This is a genomic window from Comamonas sp. HJ-2, from assembly GCF_053615495.1.
In genome coordinates, this window is record NZ_JBSIFD010000004.1 from 46,416 (window position 1) to 66,993 (window position 20,578).

Annotated in this window: 17 protein-coding genes; 10 read left to right on the forward strand and 7 right to left on the reverse strand. The window is 64.6% G+C overall.

The genetic code is table 11. The features are described from left to right. The first annotated feature begins 153 nt into the window (after positions 1–153). The 6 genes from ACWGXF_RS04915 to ACWGXF_RS04940 all read left to right on the forward strand — a co-directional run bounded on the left by ACWGXF_RS04915 (position 154) and on the right by ACWGXF_RS04940 (position 6,036). Positions 154–906 carry a TorF family putative porin gene (locus tag ACWGXF_RS04915; protein ID WP_052088458.1) on the forward strand — a complete coding sequence of 251 codons (753 nt, stop codon included), beginning with the start codon at positions 154–156 and terminating at the stop codon, positions 904–906. Positions 907–923: 17 nt separating this feature from the next. After that, positions 924–1,262, forward strand: a complete 339-nt coding sequence (gene glnK / locus ACWGXF_RS04920) for a P-II family nitrogen regulator (protein ID WP_003059648.1) — start codon at positions 924–926, stop codon at positions 1,260–1,262. 39 nt (positions 1,263–1,301) lie between these two features. Further along, positions 1,302–2,654 carry an ammonium transporter gene (locus ACWGXF_RS04925; RefSeq protein WP_034351424.1) on the forward strand — a complete coding sequence of 451 codons (1,353 nt, stop codon included), beginning with the start codon at positions 1,302–1,304 and terminating at the stop codon, positions 2,652–2,654. Between the two features lie 132 nt (positions 2,655–2,786). Then, positions 2,787–3,935 (forward strand): glycolate oxidase subunit GlcE, encoded by a 1,149-nt coding sequence (gene glcE / locus ACWGXF_RS04930; RefSeq protein ID WP_452101723.1) that lies wholly within the window; start codon positions 2,787–2,789, stop codon positions 3,933–3,935. An 18-nt stretch (positions 3,936–3,953) separates the two neighbouring features. Further along, positions 3,954–5,207, forward strand: a complete 1,254-nt coding sequence (gene glcF, locus ACWGXF_RS04935) for a glycolate oxidase subunit GlcF (RefSeq protein ID WP_012836685.1) — start codon at positions 3,954–3,956, stop codon at positions 5,205–5,207. 76 nt (positions 5,208–5,283) lie between these two features. Continuing rightward, complete coding sequence (locus ACWGXF_RS04940) at positions 5,284–6,036, forward strand: ProQ/FinO family protein (RefSeq protein WP_003070502.1); 753 nt, start codon at positions 5,284–5,286, stop codon at positions 6,034–6,036. 56 nt (positions 6,037–6,092) lie between these two features. Here ACWGXF_RS04940 and ACWGXF_RS04945 read toward each other — a convergent pair whose 3' ends face one another. Both ACWGXF_RS04945 and ACWGXF_RS04950 read right to left on the reverse strand, forming a co-directional pair. Then, positions 6,093–7,523, reverse strand: coding sequence for an aldehyde dehydrogenase family protein (locus ACWGXF_RS04945; protein WP_003070504.1), 1,431 nt, complete (start codon positions 7,521–7,523; stop codon positions 6,093–6,095). A 96-nt stretch (positions 7,524–7,619) separates the two neighbouring features. Beyond that, on the reverse strand, positions 7,620–9,746 hold the full coding sequence (locus ACWGXF_RS04950) for a PQQ-dependent dehydrogenase, methanol/ethanol family (RefSeq protein WP_039049405.1): 2,127 nt from the start codon (positions 9,744–9,746) through the stop codon (positions 7,620–7,622). A gap of 161 nt (positions 9,747–9,907) precedes the next feature. Between ACWGXF_RS04950 and ACWGXF_RS04955 the strand changes: the two genes are divergently transcribed. Continuing rightward, positions 9,908–11,059 (forward strand): helix-turn-helix domain-containing protein, encoded by a 1,152-nt coding sequence (locus ACWGXF_RS04955; RefSeq protein WP_452101756.1) that lies wholly within the window; start codon positions 9,908–9,910, stop codon positions 11,057–11,059. A gap of 115 nt (positions 11,060–11,174) precedes the next feature. Then, positions 11,175–11,690 (forward strand): AmiS/UreI family transporter, encoded by a 516-nt coding sequence (locus tag ACWGXF_RS04960; protein WP_003070509.1) that lies wholly within the window; start codon positions 11,175–11,177, stop codon positions 11,688–11,690. A 129-nt stretch (positions 11,691–11,819) separates the two neighbouring features. On the opposite strand, the gene ACWGXF_RS04965 is transcribed toward ACWGXF_RS04960, so the two are convergent. Both ACWGXF_RS04965 and lplT read right to left on the reverse strand, forming a co-directional pair. Then, entirely contained in the window at positions 11,820–12,704 is an 885-nt protein-coding gene (locus ACWGXF_RS04965; RefSeq protein WP_452101724.1) for a DMT family transporter, read from the reverse strand. Between the two features lie 87 nt (positions 12,705–12,791). After that, positions 12,792–14,093, reverse strand: coding sequence for a lysophospholipid transporter LplT (lplT, locus tag ACWGXF_RS04970; protein ID WP_452101725.1), 1,302 nt, complete (start codon positions 14,091–14,093; stop codon positions 12,792–12,794). 133 nt (positions 14,094–14,226) lie between these two features. On the opposite strand from lplT, the gene alr reads away from it, so the two are divergent. After that, complete coding sequence (alr, locus tag ACWGXF_RS04975; protein WP_003070517.1) at positions 14,227–15,333, forward strand: alanine racemase; 1,107 nt, start codon at positions 14,227–14,229, stop codon at positions 15,331–15,333. Positions 15,334–15,496: 163 nt separating this feature from the next. Here alr and ACWGXF_RS04980 read toward each other — a convergent pair whose 3' ends face one another. The 3 genes from ACWGXF_RS04980 to ACWGXF_RS04990 form a co-directional block, all read right to left on the reverse strand. Continuing rightward, positions 15,497–16,696, reverse strand: a complete 1,200-nt coding sequence (locus ACWGXF_RS04980; RefSeq protein WP_452101726.1) for an acetylornithine/succinylornithine family transaminase — start codon at positions 16,694–16,696, stop codon at positions 15,497–15,499. Between the two features lie 218 nt (positions 16,697–16,914). Next, on the reverse strand, positions 16,915–17,739 hold the full coding sequence (locus tag ACWGXF_RS04985; RefSeq protein WP_452101727.1) for a YggS family pyridoxal phosphate-dependent enzyme: 825 nt from the start codon (positions 17,737–17,739) through the stop codon (positions 16,915–16,917). A 4-nt stretch (positions 17,740–17,743) separates the two neighbouring features. Beyond that, entirely contained in the window at positions 17,744–18,973 is a 1,230-nt protein-coding gene (locus ACWGXF_RS04990) for a benzoate/H(+) symporter BenE family transporter (RefSeq protein ID WP_452101728.1), read from the reverse strand. Positions 18,974–19,081: 108 nt separating this feature from the next. Between ACWGXF_RS04990 and pdxR the strand changes: the two genes are divergently transcribed. Next, on the forward strand, positions 19,082–20,563 hold the full coding sequence (gene pdxR, locus ACWGXF_RS04995; RefSeq protein WP_452101729.1) for a MocR-like pyridoxine biosynthesis transcription factor PdxR: 1,482 nt from the start codon (positions 19,082–19,084) through the stop codon (positions 20,561–20,563). Positions 20,564–20,578 lie beyond the last annotated feature (15 nt).

Below are 20,578 nucleotides of genomic sequence, written 5' to 3' on the forward strand. Positions count from 1 at the left end.
AGCTTTTTGTACCGGGCAGCTATGGCCCGCTGCCTGTTCTGGGGCCTTGGACAACGAACCGTGCCGCAGCCGCCGCAGAGACTGGCACGGTCTGTGCTTTGAGAGTTCATCCGAGATTTTTGCCACGAAATTTTCAAACCGGAGGAACCCTGAATGCCTAGTCCCGCTGCAAGCCGTTTCAAGACTTTCGCCAAGACTGCCGCCCTGGCCTGCGCCGTTGTCGCCCCCATGTGGGCCCATGCCCAGCTCTCCGCCAACGTTGCCCTGACCACCAACTACAAGTTCCGTGGTCAGGATCAGGACGCCAGCCGCAGCAAGGCCGTCAAGCCCGCGCTGCAAGGCGGTTTTGACTACACGTTCGGCGACAGCGGCTTCTACGTCGGCAACTGGAACTCCTCCGTGGACTGGCTGCCCGGCAACTCGCTGGAAACCGACTTCTACGGCGGCTACAAGTTCAAGGCCGCCGATGTGGACTGGGATGTGGGCATGCTGACCTATGTGTACTCGGGCAACGCCAACGGCAACACCACCGAGATCTACGGCTCCGGCACCTACGGCCCGTTCACGGCCAAGTACTCGCACACGGTGTCCAAGGACTACTTCGGCTGGGCCGGCGCCAAGGCGGGCTCGGGTCTCAAGGGCCGCAACACCGGTTATCTGCAGTTCTCCTACAGCCAGGAAGTGATGCCCAAGGTGACACTGAAAGCATCAGTTGGTTACACCCATTTCTCCAGCGACATCAAGGACCTGGGCGTTCCCAACTATGTGGACTACAGCGTCGGTGGTGCCTATGACCTGGGCGACGGCTTCTCTGCAGGTGCAGCGGTGACTGGCGCCAACAAGAAGGCCTACTTCGGCGATGTGAACAAGGCGCGTCTGATTCTGACGCTCTCCAAGACTTTCTAATTTTTCAGGAGCCCGTCATGAAAATGGTGATCGCCATCATCAAACCCTTCAAGCTCGACGAAGTGCGTGAAGCTCTTTCCCAAATCGGTGTTCAAGGCATCACCGTGACCGAAGTCAAGGGCTTTGGCCGTCAGAAGGGCCACACCGAGCTGTACCGCGGTGCCGAGTATGTGGTGGACTTTCTGCCCAAGCTGAAGATCGAGGCCGCGATTGCCGACGATCTGGTCGATGCCGCCATCGACGCCATCGAGGGCGCAGCCCGTACCGGCAAGATCGGCGACGGCAAGATTTTTGTGCAGGCGCTGGAGCAGTCGATCCGTATCCGTACAGGAGAAACCGGCGACGCGGCCCTGTAAAGGCCCAGTCTCTCTGGAACCGTTTTGAGAAAGATTGCCATGATCAAGAAACTATTGAGCGCAGGCCTGGGACTGGGCCTGCTGGCTGCCGGCGCCACCGGCTTTGCCCAGGAAGCTGCAACGGCTGCCGCCGCCGCAGCGCCTGTGGCCGAAGCCGCAGCCGAGGCCGTGCCCACCCTGAGCGCCGGCGACACCGCCTGGATGCTGACCTCGACCATGCTGGTGATCCTGATGGTCATCCCCGGCCTGGCGCTGTTCTACGGCGGCCTGGTGCGCAGCAAGAACATGCTGTCCGTGCTGGCTCAGGTCTTCGTGATCTTTTCGCTGATCACCGTGCTGTGGGCCATCTACGGCTACTCGCTGGCCTTTGGAGGCGAGGGCAAGTTCTTCGCGGGCTTCGACAAGCTGTTCCTCATGGGCATCACGCCTGACACGCTGTCGTCCATGCTCAAGACCATCCCCGAATATGTATTCGTGGCCTTCCAGTCCACCTTCGCCGCCATCACCGTGGCGCTGATCGTGGGAGCGTTTGCCGAGCGCATCAAGTTCGCGGCCGTGATCGTGTTCTCCGTGCTGTGGTTCACCTTCAGCTACATCCCCATGGCCCACATGGTGTGGGGCGGCGGTCTGCTGGGTGCAGACGGCGCGCTGGACTTCGCGGGCGGCACCGTGGTGCACATCAACGCCGCCGTGGCCGGTCTGGTGGGTGCCTACATGCTGGGCAAGCGCATCGGCTTCGGCAAGGAAGCCCTGCCCCCTCACAGCCTGACGCTGACCATGGTGGGCGCTTCGCTGCTGTGGGTGGGCTGGTTCGGCTTCAACGCCGGCTCTGCCGGTGCCGCCAATGGCGCTGCCGGCCTGGCCTTCATCAACACCATCCTCGCGACCGGCGCTGCCGCCATCTCCTGGATCGTGGCCGAAGCGCTGCTGCGCGGCAAGGCCTCCATGCTGGGCGCTGCCTCGGGTGCCGTGGCCGGTCTGGTGACCATCACCCCCGCCGCCGGTTTTGTCGGCCCCATGGGCTCCATCGTCATGGGCATCATCGCCGGCCCTCTGTGCTTCTGGGGCGTGTCCGGCCTCAAGCGCCTGCTCAAGGTTGACGACGTCTGCGACGTGTTCGGCGTCCACGGCGTCGGCGGTATCCTGGGTGCCATCCTGACCGGCGTGTTCTGCGCCAAGGGCCTGGGCGGTATCGAGCCCGAGGGCTACAACATGGCCCATCAGCTGTGGGTGCAGGTCGAGAGCGTGCTGGTGACCATCGTCTGGTCCGGCGTGGTCTCCTTCTTGGCCTACAAGATTGCCGATCTGACCGTGGGTCTGCGTGTCTCGGAAGAGTCCGAACGCCAGGGCCTGGACATCACTTCTCACGGTGAGGTGGCCTACACCCGTTAAGCGGCAGGCTCTTCGCAAGTTCAGTTTCATTACGTTGCCCCGCAGTGCGAACTGCGGGGCTTTTTTATTCACGCCTGCTTTTCAAAAAAATCAAAGACCAGGCCTTCCTGCCCAAGGGGCGCCCCGGCTACCATGCAGGCCATGGATTCAGCCACCAGCCAAATCAATCAGCTCGGCGAGCGCATTCGCGCCGCTGCCAGTGACAAAACCCCGCTGCGCATCTGCGGCGGCGGCAGCAAGGACTTCTACGGCCTGCGTCTGCAGGGCGAGCCGCTGTCCACGCGCGCGCTCAGCGGTATCGTCAGCTACGAGCCCAGCGAGCTGGTGGTGACCGTTCGCGCCGGCACGCCGCTGGCCGAGCTGGAGGCAACATTGGCCAGCCAGGGCCAGTGCCTGGCCTTCGAGCCGCCGCACTTCGGCGCCGCCAGCACCGTGGGCGGCATGGTCGCCGCAGGCCTGTCGGGCCCGTCTCGTGCCAGCGTTGGCGCAGTACGCGACTTCGTGCTGGGCCTGGAGATGATCAACGGCCAGGGCGAGTTGCTGCGCTACGGCGGCCAGGTCATGAAGAATGTGGCCGGCTATGACGTCTCGCGCCTGATGACGGGCAGCTGGGGCACGCTGGGCCTGATCACCGAGATCAGCCTCAAGGTCCTGCCCGTGGCTCCGGCCGAGGCCACGTTGCGCTTTGATAGCTGCAGCCAGGAGCAGGCTCTGGACTGGCTCAATCACTGGGGCGGCCAGCCTCTGCCGCTCAATGCCAGCAACTGGCTGGAAGAAGACGGAAAGGGCACGCTGTATCTGCGACTGCGCGGCGCCCGTGCCGCCGTTCAGGCCGCCACGCTGCGCCTGGGCGGCGAGCGGCTGGACAGCGACGCCGTCGCCGCCGACTGGAGCGCCAGCCGCGATCTGAGCCTGCCCTGGTTCCAGCAGCGCGCTGCCGGTCATTGCCTGTGGCGTCTGTCCGTTCCTGCGACCACGGCGCCGCTGCCATTGCCGCAAGGTGCAGCAGGCCCGTTCATCGACTGGCATGGAGCTCAGCGCTGGGTGCAGGCCCCGCGTTCGGCCGCCGCAGCCTTGCAGCAACTCGCGCAGGCAGCCGGCGGGTCCGCTTCTCTTTTCAGAGCCGAGGACGCCAATCAGACAAGCGCCAACAGCGATCTTGATGTTCATGCGCAGGCCAGCCCGGCCGGCCGCACATCGGCACAGCTGCATGCCCGGCTCAAGCAGGCATTCGACCCCGCCGGCATTCTCAATGTGGGCCGTCTCTCGGCGCATTGGTAAGAACAAGGACAGCACCCCATGCAAACCAATCTCGCGCCCGAATACCGTGCCACGCCAGAAGGCCAGGAAGCCGAAGCCATCTTGCGCAAATGCGTGCATTGCGGCTTTTGCACCGCCACCTGCCCCACCTACCAGACCCTGGGCGACGAGCTGGACGGCCCGCGCGGCCGCATCTATCTGATCAAGCAGGTGCTGGAAGGGCAAACACCCACGCGGGCCACGCAACTGCACCTGGACCGCTGCCTGACCTGCCGCAACTGCGAATCCACCTGCCCCAGCGGCGTGCAGTACGGCCATCTGGTCGATATCGGCCGCAAGATCGTCGATGAACAGGTCGAGCGCCCGACGGGCGAGAAGCTGCAGCGCTGGCTGCTCAAGGAGGGCATGAATTCCCCGCTGTTCGCCCCCGCGCTGAAGCTGGGCCGCGCCGTCAAAGGTCTGTTGCCGGAGTCATTAGGCGAAAAAATTCCGGCCGCCCAGGAGGCCGGAGCCTGGCCCTCACGGGAACATGCGCGCAAGGTGCTGCTGCTGGCAGGCTGCGTGCAGCCGGCCATGATGCCCCGCATCAACTACGCCACGGCCCGCGTGCTGGATGCCGTAGGAGTGCAGACCGTGATTGCCGACAAGGCCGGCTGCTGCGGCGCGGTGAAATTCCACCTCAACGACCAGGACGGCGGCAAGGCCCAGATGCGCGCCAATATCGACGCATGGTGGCCGCTGGTGGAGCGCGGCGAGGTCGAGGCGATCGTGATGAACGCCTCGGGCTGTGGCGTCACCGTCAAGGAGTACGGCCATCTGCTGCGGCTGGAGCCGCAATACGCCGACAAGGCCGCGCGCATCAGCGCCTTGACCCGCGACCTCAGCGAACTGCTGCCCGACATGCTGCCCGAGCTGGTGGACAAGCTCAAGGACCGCATCACGGTGCCCCGGGCTCCCGTGGCCTACCACCCGCCCTGCACGCTGCAGCATGGGCAGAAGCTGCGCGGCGGCGTGGAAGCGGGCCTGCGCGAGCTGGGGTTCGATCTGCGCGTGGCGCGCACCGAATCCCATCTGTGCTGCGGCTCTGCAGGTACCTACTCGGTGCTGCAGCCTGAAATCTCGCACCAGCTGCGTGACCGCAAGATCGCCGCACTGGACGAGCCGTTCGCCCCAGAAAAGCCCGCAGCGATTCTCTCGGCCAATATGGGCTGCATCGTCCATCTGCAAAACGGCACCGAGGTCCCGGTCATGCATTGGGTGGAGCTGCTGGATCAGGCCCTGGCCGCCGGCTGACACCCCCGCATGCCACTGCAGTTTGCAATGCTGGCATGATTGGGAGTTTTGTTTTCCCAGGCCCACGGGCTTTGCCATGACTGAAATCGTGTCTGAATCACAAGAGCAGAAAGCCTCGCAAGCGGCGTCGCAGCACAGCGTGCAGGACTCGCAGCCCGGCTCACGCTCGCGCCGAGGCGGCCGTGGCCGCCAGAACCCGGCTCCCGCAGCCAAAGCCGCCCCGCAGGCTGCACGTCCGCAACACCCCTTGCTGGAGCAGCTGGCACAGTGGCACCCGGCCCTGTTCGGCGAACAGTTGCTGCCCTTCAAGCGCGGCATTTTTGAAGACCTGCTGGCCGCCCACCCGGAGCTGGACAAGGACGCGCTCAAGAGCGCGCTGCAGCAGCACACCCGCTCCGGTCGCTATCTGGCGGCCATGGCCAGCGGTCAGCAGCGCCATGACCTGAGCGGTCAGCCCGTGGAAGCCACTCTGCCCGAGCATGTTCACCACGCGCTGATCGAAGTCTTCCGCCGCCGCCAGCAGCGCACGCAGGAAGACCTGACGCCCAAGCTGCGCAACCGCATCGTCATCGCCTACGAAGCCTCCGGTCTCACGCGCGAGGAATACGCCGAGCGCGTGCAGGGCCGTGACGAAAAGACCAACGCCCTGGTAGTAGATGCCCTGGCCGAGGCCGATGCCCGCGCCGCCAAGGACGAGGCGCTGCTGCGCTCCTTCCAGCTCAGCGGCCAGACTTCGGAGCAAGAGTTCGCCGAGATGTACGGCATGAATCCGCGCCAGGTCGTACAGCAGCTGGAACGCGCGCGTCGCCGTCAGCAGAATATTCAGTAAAAAATAGCTGCTGGCGCCCATCAGACAGGCACCAGCAGCTATTGATTTTGAATAGATCAGGCCGCGCCGTAGCCCATGACTGCCTTGGTTTCGAGGAAATCGCGGAAACCGTGCTCGCCCCATTCACGGCCATTGCCTGACTGCTTGTAGCCGCCGAACGGCGCATTGAAGTCAGGCCCCGCGCCGTTGAGGTGGACCATGCCTGTGCGCAGGCGCGCGGCCACGCGGCGCGCACGCTCCAGGCTGCCCGATTGCACATAGCCCGAAAGGCCGTACACCGTGTCGTTGGCCATGCGGATGGCGTCTTCCTCGTCATCGTAGGGAATCATCACCAGCACGGGACCGAAGATTTCCTCGCGCGCAATGCTCATGTCATTGCTCACGTCGGCAAACACCGTGGGTTTGACAAAGTAGCCCTGGACCAGCCCTTCGGGGCGGCCTGTGCCGCCCGCCACCAGGGTCGCCCCCTCTTCAATGCCCTTGCGGATCAGGGCCTGGATCTTGCCCCATTGCGCCTCGCTGACCACGGGGCCCATGTGCATGCCCTCGGCCAGCGCATCGGCCACGGTCGCTGCGCCGGCGACGCTACGGGCGATCTCCACGGCCTGCCCATGCAGGGCGCGCGGCACGAACATGCGCGTGGGTGCGTTGCAGCTCTGGCCCGAATTCATCAGCACCGCCTGCACGCCCTGGGTCACGGCCTTCTGCAGGTTGGCGTCATCCAGCACGATGTTGGCAGACTTGCCGCCCAGTTCCTGGGCCACACGCTTGACGCTGTCGGCCGCGGCCTTGGCCACGGCAATGCCCGCGCGCGTGGAGCCCGTGAAGGTCATCATGTCTATGCCGGGGTGGGAGGACATGGCCTCGCCCACACCGGGGCCGTCGCCGTTGACGAGGTTGAAGACGCCGGCCGGCACGCCCGCCTCGTGCAGCACCTCGGCCACGAGCAGGGCATTGAGCGGGGCGACCTCCGAGGGCTTGAGCACCATGGTGCAGCCGGCGGCCAGGGCCGGGGCGACCTTGCACATGATCTGGTTGATGGGCCAGTTCCAGGGCGTGATCATGCCGACCACGCCCACGGGCTCATGGACGACGGCCGTGCTGCCCTGCACATGCTCGAAGGCGAAGTTCTTGAGGACCTCGATGGTGGAGCTCAGATGGGCCACGCCCATGGCGGCCTGCGCTGCCTTGGACAGCCACAGCGGCGCCCCCATCTCCTGCGAGATGGTCTGCACAAAGTCGCCGTAGCGGCTCTGGTAGACCTCCAGCACCTTGGCCAGCAGGGCCAGGCGCTCTTCGCGGCTGGTGCGCGAGTAGCTCTCGAAGGCGCGACGCGCGGCGGCCACGGCCTTGTCCACGTCGGCGGCCGAGCCCATGCTGATGCGGGCAATGGCTTGCTCGTTGGAGGGATTGATGACCTCCAGGCTGCGCGGGCTGACCGGATTCACCCATTGGCCGTCGATATAGAACTGCAGATGGTCTTGCATGAGGCTATTTCCTTGGTATCGAGTCAAAAGAAGAGGTTTGCGATCTGGGCCCGCCGGTGCGTGGCTCGGGCGCACCGGCGTGGTGAAGTGCAGGCTTCAGGGCTTGGGCCGGATGGCGTCCGCCGTACCCTGGATGAAGGCCTTGATGGACTCCACGTCATCGCCCGACAGCTTGCCCGTGAAGTCCGGCATGCCGCGCGCCATGGCCGGGCCCTTGAAGACGAAGCTGGGCAGGTTCTCGATATAGCTCGCGTCCATATAGCCCAGGTTGGGAATATTGCCACCGCGGTCCACGCCAGGCACGCCATGACAGAACACGCAGTTGGCCACGTACAGCATGGTGCCGGCCTCGACCTTGGCGGGGTCGTATTTCACGCCCTGCAGCAACTGGCCTGTGCGCTGGGCCACGAATTCCGGCATCCTGGCCTTGCCGCCCACGACGAAGGTATAGACCGTGCCCGGCCCCTGGCGCTCGGTGGCGCGCGCAGCCAGGCCGTAGACACCGCCCCAGCCCACGGCCACCGAGACATACTGCTTGCCGTCCACCATATAGGTGCTGGGCGCGGCCACCACACCGGTGCCCGTGGGCGTTTCCCACAGCTTTTCGCCACTGGTCGCGTTATAGGCCACAAGGCGGCCATCGGCCGTGCCCTGGAACACCACATTGCCTGCCGTGGTCAGCGTGCCGCCGTTCCAGGGCGAGACATGCTCCACGCTCCAGGCAGCCTTTTGCGCAACCGGGTCCCAGGCCAGCAGGCGGCCAAAAGGCTTGCTCTTGGGCGGCTCGGCATTGAAGAACTTGGCCGTGTTCCAGCCCGTTCCCGACTGGGGCTTGCCCGGTCCGGCCTGGTTGAACTCCCACTTCTTGTCGTCCATCAGATTGACGGGCACGTTCTGCGCAGGCAGATACACCAGGCCAGTCTGGGGGTTGAAGGACATGGGGTGCCAGTTGTGCGCGCCATAAGGGCCGGGAACCGCGTCATGGGGCTTGCTGCCGTCGCGTGCCGCGGCAATGTTCATGGGCTTGCCGTTCTTGTCGTAGCCGCTGGCCCAGTTCACAGGCACGAAGTTCTTGGCCGAAATGAACTTGCCGTTGGTGCGGTCGAGCACGAAGAAGAAGCCGTTCTTGGGCGCATGCAATATGACCTTGCGCGGCTTGCCGGCGATCTTGATGTCGGCCAGGATCATGGGCTGGGTGGAGGTGTAGTCCCAGTTGTCGCCCGGCGTTTCCTGGTAGTGCCACTTGTATTTGCCGGTGTCGGGATCCAGAGCCACGATGGAAGCCAGATACAGGTTGTCGCCGCCCTTGGGGCTGCGCACCTTGTGCGACCAGGGCGAGCCGTTGCCCGTGCCCACGTACATGGTGTTGAGCTCGGCATCGAAGGTCATGCTGTCCCACATGGTGCCGCCGCCGCCGGCCTCCCACCATTTGCCGCTGGGATCCCAGGTCCTGGCGGCGCGTTTCATGGATTCGTCCTCAAAGGGTTTGGACGGATCGCCGGGCACGCTGAACCAGCGCCATTTCTGCTCGCCGGTCTCGGCGTCATAGGCCGTGATGTAGCCGCGCACGCCATATTCGGCGCCGCCGTTGCCGATGATGACCTTGCCCTTGAACACGCGCGGCGCACCCGTGATGGTCAGCGACCCCTTTTGCCCCTCGAAGGTATTTTTCTGCCAGACCTCCTTGCCGGTGGCGGCATCGAGCGCGATCAGGCGGCCATCCCAGGCACCCACAAAGACCTTGCCCTTCCACAGTGCCACGCCACGGTTGACGACGTCGCAGCACCCCTTGAAGCCGGTGCTGCGGTCGACCTGCGGGTCATAGGTCCAGATCCTGTTGCCGGTACGAGTGTCGATGGCGTGCACAACGCTCCACGAGGCACTGACGTACATGATGCCGTCCACGACCACAGGCGTGGCCTCCACGCCGCGCGTGGATTCGAGGTTGTACGACCAGGCCAGGCCCAGGTCCTTGACGTTGGCGGCATTGATCTGATCGAGGCGGCTGTAGCGGGTCTCGGCATAGTCCACGCCGATGGTGGGCCAGTCGGGCGTCTTGGCGGCATTGGCGCGGATGAAAGCGCCATCGACTCGCTGCACGGCGGCCGCGGCCTGCGCCGCGGGGTCGGCTTGCGCGAGGGCCGCTGCGCTGCCCAGGCAGGCGGCCAGCGTCCAGGCCATGCGACCGGGCCGTCCATGAGAGTTGTCGATCAGCCGTTTCATCGAGGTCTCCTGTTGTGATTGCTATGCCGCAAAGCATGGTGTATCGCCTGTTTTTCTTCATGATCGGGATTTCCCCAGGCTAGAACTGTTCCATTGCGGAACACATTGACCGCTCCTGCGGACAGCCTGGACATGACATGAACGTTGATGAGCCACGCGCGATGGACGCGCTACAGCAGTGCTTCTCGAGCACCGGGGCAGAGCGGGCCTTGCAGGCTCGCCGCCAGTTCTTCGAGGCCGGCATACGCCCCTCGGGACTGGTCAGCGAGGCGGTCATCCAGTCCTGGCTACGCAGCCAGCGCCAGCACTGCAATGGACGGCGGCTGGCTCTGGCTCCGGTCAGCCCCAGCCGGCTGCATGCCACGCAGGAGCGCTGCCGCGGCCTGCTGCAGGCATTGCAGCACGAGCTGCCGACCCTGGAGCAGGCGTTAGCGGGCACCGGCACGCGCGTGATGCTGACGGACGACAAGGGCATCGTGCTCCATGTCTCCCCGGCATCCATGCGGCCCCGTGACGAGCGGGTCGGCCTGAACATGTCCGAGCAGGCCATGGGCACGAACGCACCGGGCATCGTCGCCGCCACCGGCCAGGCCTGCACCGTCACCAACGGCGAGCACTATTTCGACGAGCTGCACGCCTTCCGCTGCGCAGCAGCACCCATACGCGACGTGCACGGCCGCCTGGCCGGGGTGCTCAATCTGATGGTGGAGGAACAGCATTTCAGCTTCGATGCCGCTCCCGTGGTCGGCATGTACGCCACGACCATCGAAAACACCTTGCTGCAGGCTCAGTCGCACGAGCATCTGGTGCTGCGCTTTCAAGTGACGCCAGCCCTGCTGCACACGCCGCTGCAGGCGCTGATGGGTGTGGCTGCCGATGGCCGCGTCGCCTGGATGAACGGCACCGCCGCCCAGCTCATCGGCCAGCCCTTGGATACAGCGTGCAGCGCGCAGGAACTGCTGGGCCATGATCTATCGCGCCTGCTGCAACTGAGCGGCCAGCCCGGCCCCGCGCCGCTGCGCCTGGCCAGCGGCCTGGGCGTCTGGATACAGGCGCAGCTGCAAACCTCGAACGGCCTTGGCTCGCACCTGGACACCAGCAGCGCGGAAGACCTGGCCTGCCCCGCAACCACCGAAGCAACGCCCGTCGCCGAGGCGCAGCCTCTAGCGACGCTGCGCGAGCACAGCGCGCAGCTGATCCGGGAGACGCTGGACCAGCATGGCGGCAATGTCTCCCAGGCAGCGCGCGCCCTGGGCATCTCGCGCGGAACGCTGTACCGCCGCCTGCGCGGCGGTCGGGACGAGGGTTTCTGAGCCCATTCCCGACCCACGGCGCAAGACTCTTTTGCGTTCGTCCAGGGTTCCGCCCCGCCCCGCTCGGCCCCACAATCCTCGCCGCGCTGCACCGGCCTGCAGCCAAGGAGCGTGTATGTGGTTGGGTTTGTCGCTGTTTTATGTGGGTGCGGTGCTGTTTCTCAACGGCCTGTGGATGCTGGGCAAGATTGCCGACAAGGAAATCTGGGTCATCAATATCTTCACCGGGGTGGTGTCGCTATGCATCGGTCTGGCCAGCATCTTCGGCCCGGCGGCCGACGCGGCATCGGTCAAGAGCGGCGCTCTGACCCTGCTGTTCGCCTTCACCTATCTCTGGGTGGCTTTCAATCGCTTCAGCGGTGCCGACGGCCGAGGTCTGGGCTGGTTCAGCCTGTTCGTGGCGATCACCGCTGTTCCCGTCGCCCTCGATACGCTGACCAGCGCCAGCTCGGGGCTGGACTGGTGGATGGGCGTCAACTGGGCCGCCTGGGCCGTACTCTGGGCCTTGTTCTTTGCTCTGCTGGCCCTCAGGAAAAGCATTGAACGCCCCACGGGCTGGCTGTGCATTGCCCAGGGCGTGCTCACGGGCTGGGTACCCGGATACCTGATCCTGGCGGGGAAGCTGATGTGACCCCCTGAGGCGCTGTGCGCCTGGGCGGCCCCGCCTTCCCCCTCTCTCTTCGGGAGGGGGACGACACCTTCGGTGCGGGGCGGCGCGGCCCGCCCAGGCCCTTCCTCGGTGTCCTTGATGTGGTTTGGGCTATTTTTTCAGGGCTCTGCCCAAGGTGGCCAGCAAGGCTGCTCCCATAATGAGCGCACCGCCGGCCAGCGTGCGTGCGCTGAGCTGCTCGTGGGCGATGAGCACCGAGGAGATGCTGGCAAACACCACTTCCGACAGCATGACCACCGAGGTCACGCCCGAGGGCAGACGCGCTGCGCCAAATTGCAGAGCCCAGTTGCCAAACATCAAAACCACGGCCAAGCCAAGTGCGAGAAAGGCCCAACTGCCATCAAAAGCAGGAAAGCCCGGCACCATGCCAGCGCTGCTGGCGCTCAAGGCGGTCAGCAGGCCCATGCTCATGCAGCCGGCAAACATGGCCAGCATGCGGGCCTGGGCCGGAATGCCTTGAAAGCGGCGCAGCAACACATTGGTCAGCGCAAACATGAAGCCGCCGAACACGGCCAGCGCATCGGCCAGGGTGAGACCGGCAAACAACCCGGAGAGCGAGGCATCGGCGGGCAGCAACACCAGCACCACACCGCCAAAGGCCAGCAACAGGCGCAGCAGCGCCATGGGCGTGGGCTTTTCGCCCAGCAGCTTCCAGGCCAGCAGCACCGCCCAGGCCGGCATGAGATAGAACAAGAGGATGACGCGCACCACGTCGCCCACGGTCACGGCCCAGTTGAAAGCCACATTGTTCAGGCCCGAACTGACAGCCAGCAGCAGGAGCACCGGGTATTGCCAGGCCTGCCTGAGGCTGGCCGGGCGCAGTATCAGCAGACCGGCCAGCACCAGTGCATACATCGCTGCCGTGGCCCACAGCGGATGCAGTCCGGCCTCATGCATGAGACGAAACGGCCACCATGACAAGCCCCAGATCAGGGCATTGAGCAGCAGCGCAAATACAGGCAGTGGACTATGCATAAAAAAGGCTTCTAACGTTTGCTCTGCAAGCGTTAGAAGCTATTGATCGTGTAGTGAATGCAGCTTGTCGGCGCCAGCTGCAGAGCTTCAATGGCAGTCGCGGCGGGCGACTTCCAGCAGCTTTTCAACCTCTGCCGGGTGCCTTCTGCAATTATTCCAGTGCCAGATGCCGATCAGCACCATGCTAGCGGCAACCAGCAGACCGAATACCGTGATCGCACCAAAGGCAGTCAGCCCCATCTTGGTGGACAGGCTGTAGAAGCCGCCCATGGCCAGAATAGCCAGTTGCTCGTTGAAGTTCTGCACCGCAATAGAGCGGCCCGCTCCCATGAGATTATGGCCGCGATGCTGCAGCAGCGCATTCATGGGAACGACCAGAAAACCGCCCAAACCGCCCAGCAGAATGAGGAAGGGCACGGCCACCCAGAGATTGTCGATAAAGATCATGCAGACCACGAGCAGGCCCATGAGCACGCCCAGGGGGATCACACGCGTGGCGTTGTCCAGGCGCATGCGCATGGATGCCAGCACCGCACCGACGGCCGTACCTATTGCCACCACCCCCACCAGGGCCGAGGCCTGGGTGGTGCTGTAACCCAGGGCCGCAGCTCCCCAGGCCAGCACGATATAGCGCAAATTGCCCGAAGCCCCCCAGAACAGCGTGGTGGTGGACAGCGAAATCTGGCCCAGCTTGTCGGCCCACAGGCGCTTGCTGCACTGCCAGAAGTCGGGCAGCAGGCCCAGCAGATTGGCAACCAGGCTCTTGTTCGGGTCTTCGCGCAGCGGGCGCATGGCCACGCCCGTCAGCGGAATATGCAGATTGAACCAGGCCGCAATGACGTAGATCAGGATCAGCAGGGCAATCGCGGCCTCGGCAGGGGTGTCCACGCCGGTATTGAAATACGGGAAGTCAAAGCCCAACAGATGCTGGGAAATGGTCGGCCCCACCAGTTGGCCGCCCACCAGCACGCCCAGAATGATGGAGGTGATGGTCAGCCCCTCGATCCAGCCATTGGCCTTGACCAGTTGAGAGGCCGGCAGCAGCTCGGTCAGGATGCCGTACTTGGCCGGCGAATAGGCGGCCGCGCCCAGCCCGATGACGGCGTAGGCGATCAAGGGATGATGGCCGAAGAGCATCATCAGACAGCCCATCACCTTGATGGCATTGCTGATGAACATGACCCTGCCCTTGGGCAAGGCGTCCGCAAAGGCTCCGACAAAGGGGGCCAGGACCACATAGAACAGGGCGAACATGGGCACCAGGGCAGCACGTTGCCACTCGGGGGCACCATTGGCACGCAACAGCTCTACAGCGGTCACAAACAAGGCGTTGTCTGCCAGCGAGCTGAAAAACTGCGCTGACATGATGGTGTAGAAACCGCGCTTCATGAATTAGCTGTAACTGGCACCGGACGGACCGATGCCAAGGAAATATTAGACCCCGTGGCAAGTGACTGGCGGTTATATCACGCAGGCTCCGGCTGACAGTGCCAGAATCCCACTGGTCTGATTGAGAAAAACCATGCCTCGTCCCATTACTGCCACCATCCATCCTGAAGCCGTTCGCCACAATCTGGAGCGGGTACGGCAAGCCGTCCCTGATGCCAAATTGTGGTCCGTGATCAAAGCCAACGCTTATGGCCACGGTATCGAGAACGTGTTTGAAGGGTTGCGAGCGACGGACGGTTTTGCCATGCTGGACCTCGATGAGGCCCAGCGCGTGCGCAATCTGGGCTGGCGCGGCCCCATCCTGCTGCTCGAAGGCGTGTTCGAGCTGCGCGACCTGGAAATCTGCTCGCGCCTCGGTATCTGGCATGCCGTGCACTGCGACGAGCAGATCGACTGGCTGGCCGCCCACAAGACCCAGGTCGGCCACCGAGTTTTCCTCAAGATGAACAGCGGCATGAACCGGCTGGGCTTTACACCCGAGCGTTTTCGTGCGGCTTATGCGCGGCTGAACGCCCTGCCCCAGGTCGACGAGATCTCGTTCATGACCCACTTCAGCGATGCCGATGTGGAGCATGGCCTGGATCACCAGCTCAGGGTCTTTCACGAAACCACGCTGGACCTGCCCGGCGAGCGCAGCGTCAGCAACAGCGCTGCCACCTTGCTGCATGGTGATGAAAACAATGTGCGCTGCGACTGGGTGCGCCCCGGCATCGTGCTCTACGGCAGCTCGCCCGACTTTCCCACCCATGATGCGGCTCACTGGGGTCTTGAGCCGACCATGACGCTGTCGTCAAAAATCATCGGCACGCAGGAGCTGCATGCCGGCGACACCGTGGGCTACGGCTCGCGTTTTCAATGCGACGGACCGCTGCGCCTGGGCGTGGTGGCCTGCGGCTATGCGGACGGCTATCCGCGCGTCTGCCCCACGGGTACGCCCGTGCTGGTGGACGGTGTGCGCACCCGCACGCTGGGCCGCGTCAGCATGGACATGATGGCTGTGGACCTGAGCCCCGTTCCCAAGGCCAGACTGGGCAGCGAAGTCACGCTCTGGGGTCGCGCCAGCAATGGCGCCGTACTGCCCATCGACGAGGTCGCCGCTGCTGCCGGCACGCTGGGCTACGAGCTGATGTGTGCCGTGGCTCCCCGCGTCCCCAAGCAGGTGGAGGGTGCGGGCAAGTAGACCGGCCTGCTCCCGACGCGACGCGATGCAGGCAGGCAGGCAGGTAGGTAGGTAGGTAGGTAGGTAGGCAGGCAGGACCGCGCATCAGAGTCCGGAATGCGGCGCCAGGAACGACCTCATCGGACCAGCGACGACTTCGGCCACAGCGCTCACGCACCGGCCGCTAAACAGCGTGACGGCTTGGTGCACTGTCCTGGCACAGGCTGGCGACTCTGGCAACGATGTCGTCAATCTGTGCCTCGTCGCAGATCAGCGGCGGCAACAGCCGGATCGTGCGCTCACGGGTCACGGTAATCAGCAATCGCTGTTCGGCCAGCGCGCGGCCGACCAGCTCCTGGCAGTTCCGGTTCAACTCGATCCCGGCCATCAGGCCCAGGCCTCGGATGGCCTGCACACCCGGGTGTCCTCCCAGAGCCCGCCGCAGCCCGGCCAGCAGGCGCTCGCCCAGCTGTGCTGCCCGCTGCGCAATGCCGTCTCTTTCCATGATGTCGAGCACGGCACAGGCCACACGGCATGCCAGCGGATTGCCTCCGAAGGTGGAGCCGTGCTGGCCGGGACAGAACAGGTTCGCGGCAGAGCCACGCGCCAGACAGGCGCCAATGGGAACACCGTTGCCCAGTGCTTTGGCGAGGGTCATCACATCGGGCGTGATACCGGCGTGCCGGTGCGCGAACCAGGCCCCCGTGCGGCCCAGGCCGGTCTGGATCTCGTCGAGCATCAGCAGCCAGCCCTGGCTGTCGCAGAGCTCGCGCAGAGCGCGCAGGTAGCCGGGACTGGCGACACGGATGCCGCCTTCGCCCTGTACGGGCTCGACCAGCACGGCGACGATACCTGGTACTTCCTGGGCCGCACGGCGCACCGCATCGATGTCGTCATAGGGCACGCGCACAAAGCCGGGCATCTGCGGCTCGAAGCCCTGTTGCTTGGCCGCGTTGCCCGTGGCGGCGAGTGTCGCCAGCGTGCGGCCATGAAAAGCGTTCTCCATCACGAGAATTTGCGGCACGGCCACCTGCTTGCGATGCCCGTGCAAGCGGGCGAGCTTGAGAGCCGTCTCATTGGCCTCGGCACCCGAATTGCAGAAGAACACCTTTTCCATGTCGGCGAGCGCGCACAAGCGCTCGCCAAGCTGCTCCTGCCAGTCGATACGGAACACGTTGGAGGTATGCAGCAGCGTCGCGGCTTGCTCGGCCATGACGGCGGCGATCTCCGGATGGGCATGGCCTAGGCTGGTGACAGCCACGCCGGCGATGGCGTCCAGGTATTCCACCCCCTGCTCGTCCCAGAGGCTGGCACCGCGACCGCGCACAAAAGAAACAGGTTGGCGGGCGTATGCCCTCATCAGATGGGAGTCGGTTTGTGGCATGCAATGCTCCGGTGGGATGTAAAAGAAAACTGGCGGACATCAACCAGCTCAATTGAACTCTGCAGCGGGCCAATGCCCGGTCTCAGCGGCAAAAATCGCGCATTGCGCTTGCCGGGCATGGCGCAGCACCCGCAGGACTTGGCGGCAGATTGGCCGGCTTGCTACGGCCGCAACGCACAGCGCGGGCACAAGCCACCTGCGATTGCGCCTATGCCATATCAATCGGTAACGGACTCCGGCGTATCCGGATCAGAGCGCGTTGGCCAGTAATAGCTATCGGGTAACGGACGCGCGCCGAAGATGGCCTGCCCCACGCGCACCACGGTAGCGCCCTCCTCGATGGCGATCTCGAAATCGCCGGACATCCCCATCGACAGCGCATCCAGTTCGATACCGATGGGTGCGCTTTTCCGCAACCGATCGCGCAGCTCGCGCAGGAGGATGAAGCACCGGCGCACCCGTTCGGTCTCGGCGGAAAACAGCGCCAGCGTCATCAGACCACGCACGCGCAACGCGGAAAACACGGGCAGTTGCTGGATGAAGTCCGGAACAGCCTCGGGACTCAGGCCATATTTGCTGGCCTCGCCCGAGGTATTGACCTGCACGAACACGTCCAGCGACCGCCCCTGGGCCTGCAGATGCCTGTCCAGCGCCTCTGCCACGCGCAGGCTGTCCAAGGCCTGGAACTCGCTGGCAAAGCGAGCCACCAGCCTGGCCTTGTTGGTCTGCAGGTGGCCGATGACCGACCAGCGCAGATCGGCCAGGTCCTGCATGGACTCCCATTTCCCAAACGCTTCCTGTACCCTGTTCTCGCCCAACAGGCGGCAGCCCGCTGCATAGGCCAGACGCAGGCTGGTTTGCGGCTTGGTCTTGCTGACGGGCAGCAACCGTACGCTGGCTGGATCACGACCCACGCGCTGGCAGGCAGCTGCAATGCGCTCCTGCACGATGGCGAGATTGCGGCGGAAGTCCTCTACCGTGCCGGCCTCGGGGTACAGGCCATGTTGATCGTGACGGGTCGGGGTTTCTGAAGTCATGGGCATCACCTCATCCTTTTTCCATGGCGGCTATCGCGCCCGGCTGTGCGCTCCACGGCATCCGGCCGTTGAGGACTGCATGGGCGAGCATCCCTATGACCAGTCCCCAGAAGGCGCCGCCAATGCCCAGCAGCGTGATGTTGGCGGCTGCAGCCAGGAAGGTGATCAGCGCGGCCTCGCGCACCTTGGCATCCGCCAGGGCCGTGGCCAGGCTTGCGCCGATGGTTCCCAGCAGGGCGAGGCCCGCCAGCGTGGTGATGAAGGTGTTGGGGAAGGCCATGAAGACCGCCGCCAGCGTCACCCCGAACACGCCGACCAGGATGTAGCACACGCCTGCAGCAACGCCGGCAATCCAGCGCCTGGACGGATCTTCGTGCGCCTCCCGGCCTGTAGCGATTGCAGCCGTGATCGCGGCGATGTTGAACGCATGCGAACCAAACGGAGCCATCAGCAGCGAGCCCAGACCCGTGATCGTGACGATGGGGTTGGCGCTGGTCTTGAAGCCATCGTTGCGCAGCACCAGCATGCCGGGCATGTACTGGCCCGTCAGCGTGATGAGAAACAGCGGCAGCGCGACGCTGAGCAGGGCATTGAGCGAGAATTCCGGCCTGGTGAACACTGGGGCAGCAAGCTGCAACTCCAGCCCGGACAGATCGACCCGATTCTGCGACAGCAAAAAGACCAGCCCCAGCACCAGGATGCCGACGACGGCATAGCGTGCCGAAATCCGTTTGAGCACCACATAGGTCGCGATCAGCAGGCCCGCCAGCATGGGATCGACGCTCATGCCACCAAGCGCCTTGATACCGAATTGCAGCAGGATGCCCGCGAGCAGTCCGGCCGCAATGCCGGCAGGAATAAGCCGGATGACGCGCTCGAAATATCCCGACAGCCCCAGCACCACGAAAGCCAGCGCGGAGACCATGTAGGCCCCCACTGCTTCGGCATAGGGCGTGCTCGCAAGGGCAGTCACCAGGAATGCCGCAGCAGGTGTGGACCAGGCCGTGATGATGGGCTCGCGCGTCACCCAACTGAGCAGCAGACCTGTCAGCCCTACGCCAATCGAGATCGACCATACCCAGGAGGCCGTCAGCTCGGGGCCGAGGCCCGCCACCTTGGCCGCCTGGAACACAAGGATGAAGGTACCGCCGTAGTTGACGATGACCGAGATCAGGCCTGCCACGACGGGATGTGTGAGATCGCTCCAGCGAAGAGACGAAGGCGAGTGGGTGGTTGACATGGTCTTGCAAGGGCTCCCGGAAAAGTGATTGACCCCATGGGGTAGCAGATTTATAGAATCGAAATGGCCTGATACCACCGGCCACTTTTTTGTAGGAATACAGACCATTTGTTCAAGCACGCCCAACTCGAATCCGTCAAAGCCTGGATCGGCGACCCCGCTCATGGCGCCTTGCCGCTGCATGTCCGCATCCAACGGGCCATACGGCAGCTGATCCTCGATGGCGCGCTGGACGTGGGCCGGCGCCTGCCGGCATCGCGAGCCCTGGCCCAATCCTTGGGTGTCTCGCGCGATACGGTGGAGGCCGCCTATGGCCAGTTGCATGCCGAAGGCTTTATCGAACGACGCACGGGCAGCGGCAGCTTTGTGTCCGAGCAGGTGCAACGCCTTCCGGGGCGCGGCCTGATGCAAAGTCCTTTGGCGCGCGTTCCCGCCCTGCGTTTGAGCCAACGCGGCGCAGCCATGTTCGCGGGCGGTGGCCTGCGTGACTTCCTCGCGCCACGCGCTTTTGCGCCCGGTGTGCCCGAGACACGCAACTTCCCGCTTCAGACCTGGGAGCGCCTGCAGCGGCAGGTGCTCAAGGAGCACGGCACCCAGGCTCTGCTGCACAGTCCACCGCAGGGCACCGAGGCTTTGCGCCAGGCCATTGCCGCCTATGTCAACCTGGAGCGCGGCGCGCGCGCCACGCCCGAGCGCGTGCTGGTGCTGACCAGTTCGCAACAGGCTCTGACCCTGTGCGCCAACGTGCTGCTCGACGCCGGTGATCGCATCTTCATCGAAGACCCTGTGTATCACGGCGCACGCAAAGCCTTCGATGCGGCGGGGCTGGAATGTGTACCCGTGCCGCTGGACGGCGACGGCATGCGGGTGGACTTACTGCAGACCCTACCCGCTGCCAGGGCGGTGTTTCTGACACCCTCCCACCAGTTCCCTACGGGCACCACGCTGGCCCTGGATCGCCGGCTGGCCGCCATAGCCTGGGCGCAGCAGGAGCAGGCCTGGATCATCGAAGATGACTACGACAGCGAATTTCACTACGCCGGCAAGCCCATGGCCTGCGTACAGGGGCTGGATCAGCACGAGCGCACGATCTATGTCGGCACCTTCACCAAATCGATGTTCCCTGGGCTACGCATAGGCTATATGGTGTTGCCGGCTTCGCTGGTCGCCCCCATGACGGTGGCGCGAACCTTGCTGGATGGACACAGCGCAGCGATTGCGCAATTGACGCTGGCGCGGTTCATCGAAGGCGGGCACCTGGGTGCGCATGTGCGTACCATGCGCGCCGTCTATGCCGAGCGACGCGATGTGCTGGCGCGGCTGGTGCGCGAGCATCTGGGCGACTTCCTCGAGCCACGGGTGCCGGCGGGAGGCATGCAGATGCCGTGCACCCTGTTGCACGGCATTGCTGAACGCGCCGCCGTGGATGGCGCGCGCAGAGCGGGCATAGACCTGCTCGGCTTGACGCAGCTGCATGCATCGAGCCCGCAACAGACGGGTTTTCTCATGGGATTTGCCGCTCACGCACCGCATGAACTGGAAGTCGCCGCGAGGAAGCTGGCGCAGGTGCTGCAGGCGCTACGCCACTGACAGCGACCGGCGCGC

Coding starts and splice junctions, on each gene's coding strand:
- ACWGXF_RS04915 (WP_052088458.1), top strand. CDS start 154: ATGCCTAGTCCCGCTGCAAGCCGTTTCAAGACTTTCGCCAAGACTGCC.
- glnK (WP_003059648.1), top strand. CDS start 924: ATGAAAATGGTGATCGCCATCATCAAACCCTTCAAGCTCGACGAAGTG.
- ACWGXF_RS04925 (WP_034351424.1), top strand. CDS start 1,302: ATGATCAAGAAACTATTGAGCGCAGGCCTGGGACTGGGCCTGCTGGCT.
- glcE (WP_452101723.1), top strand. CDS start 2,787: ATGCAGGCCATGGATTCAGCCACCAGCCAAATCAATCAGCTCGGCGAG.
- glcF (WP_012836685.1), top strand. CDS start 3,954: ATGCAAACCAATCTCGCGCCCGAATACCGTGCCACGCCAGAAGGCCAG.
- ACWGXF_RS04940 (WP_003070502.1), top strand. CDS start 5,284: ATGACTGAAATCGTGTCTGAATCACAAGAGCAGAAAGCCTCGCAAGCG.
- ACWGXF_RS04945 (WP_003070504.1), bottom strand. CDS start 7,523: ATGCAAGACCATCTGCAGTTCTATATCGACGGCCAATGGGTGAATCCG.
- ACWGXF_RS04950 (WP_039049405.1), bottom strand. CDS start 9,746: ATGAAACGGCTGATCGACAACTCTCATGGACGGCCCGGTCGCATGGCC.
- ACWGXF_RS04955 (WP_452101756.1), top strand. CDS start 9,908: ATGGACGCGCTACAGCAGTGCTTCTCGAGCACCGGGGCAGAGCGGGCC.
- ACWGXF_RS04960 (WP_003070509.1), top strand. CDS start 11,175: ATGTGGTTGGGTTTGTCGCTGTTTTATGTGGGTGCGGTGCTGTTTCTC.
- ACWGXF_RS04965 (WP_452101724.1), bottom strand. CDS start 12,704: ATGCATAGTCCACTGCCTGTATTTGCGCTGCTGCTCAATGCCCTGATC.
- lplT (WP_452101725.1), bottom strand. CDS start 14,093: ATGAAGCGCGGTTTCTACACCATCATGTCAGCGCAGTTTTTCAGCTCG.
- alr (WP_003070517.1), top strand. CDS start 14,227: ATGCCTCGTCCCATTACTGCCACCATCCATCCTGAAGCCGTTCGCCAC.
- ACWGXF_RS04980 (WP_452101726.1), bottom strand. CDS start 16,696: ATGCCACAAACCGACTCCCATCTGATGAGGGCATACGCCCGCCAACCT.
- ACWGXF_RS04985 (WP_452101727.1), bottom strand. CDS start 17,739: ATGCCCATGACTTCAGAAACCCCGACCCGTCACGATCAACATGGCCTG.
- ACWGXF_RS04990 (WP_452101728.1), bottom strand. CDS start 18,973: ATGTCAACCACCCACTCGCCTTCGTCTCTTCGCTGGAGCGATCTCACA.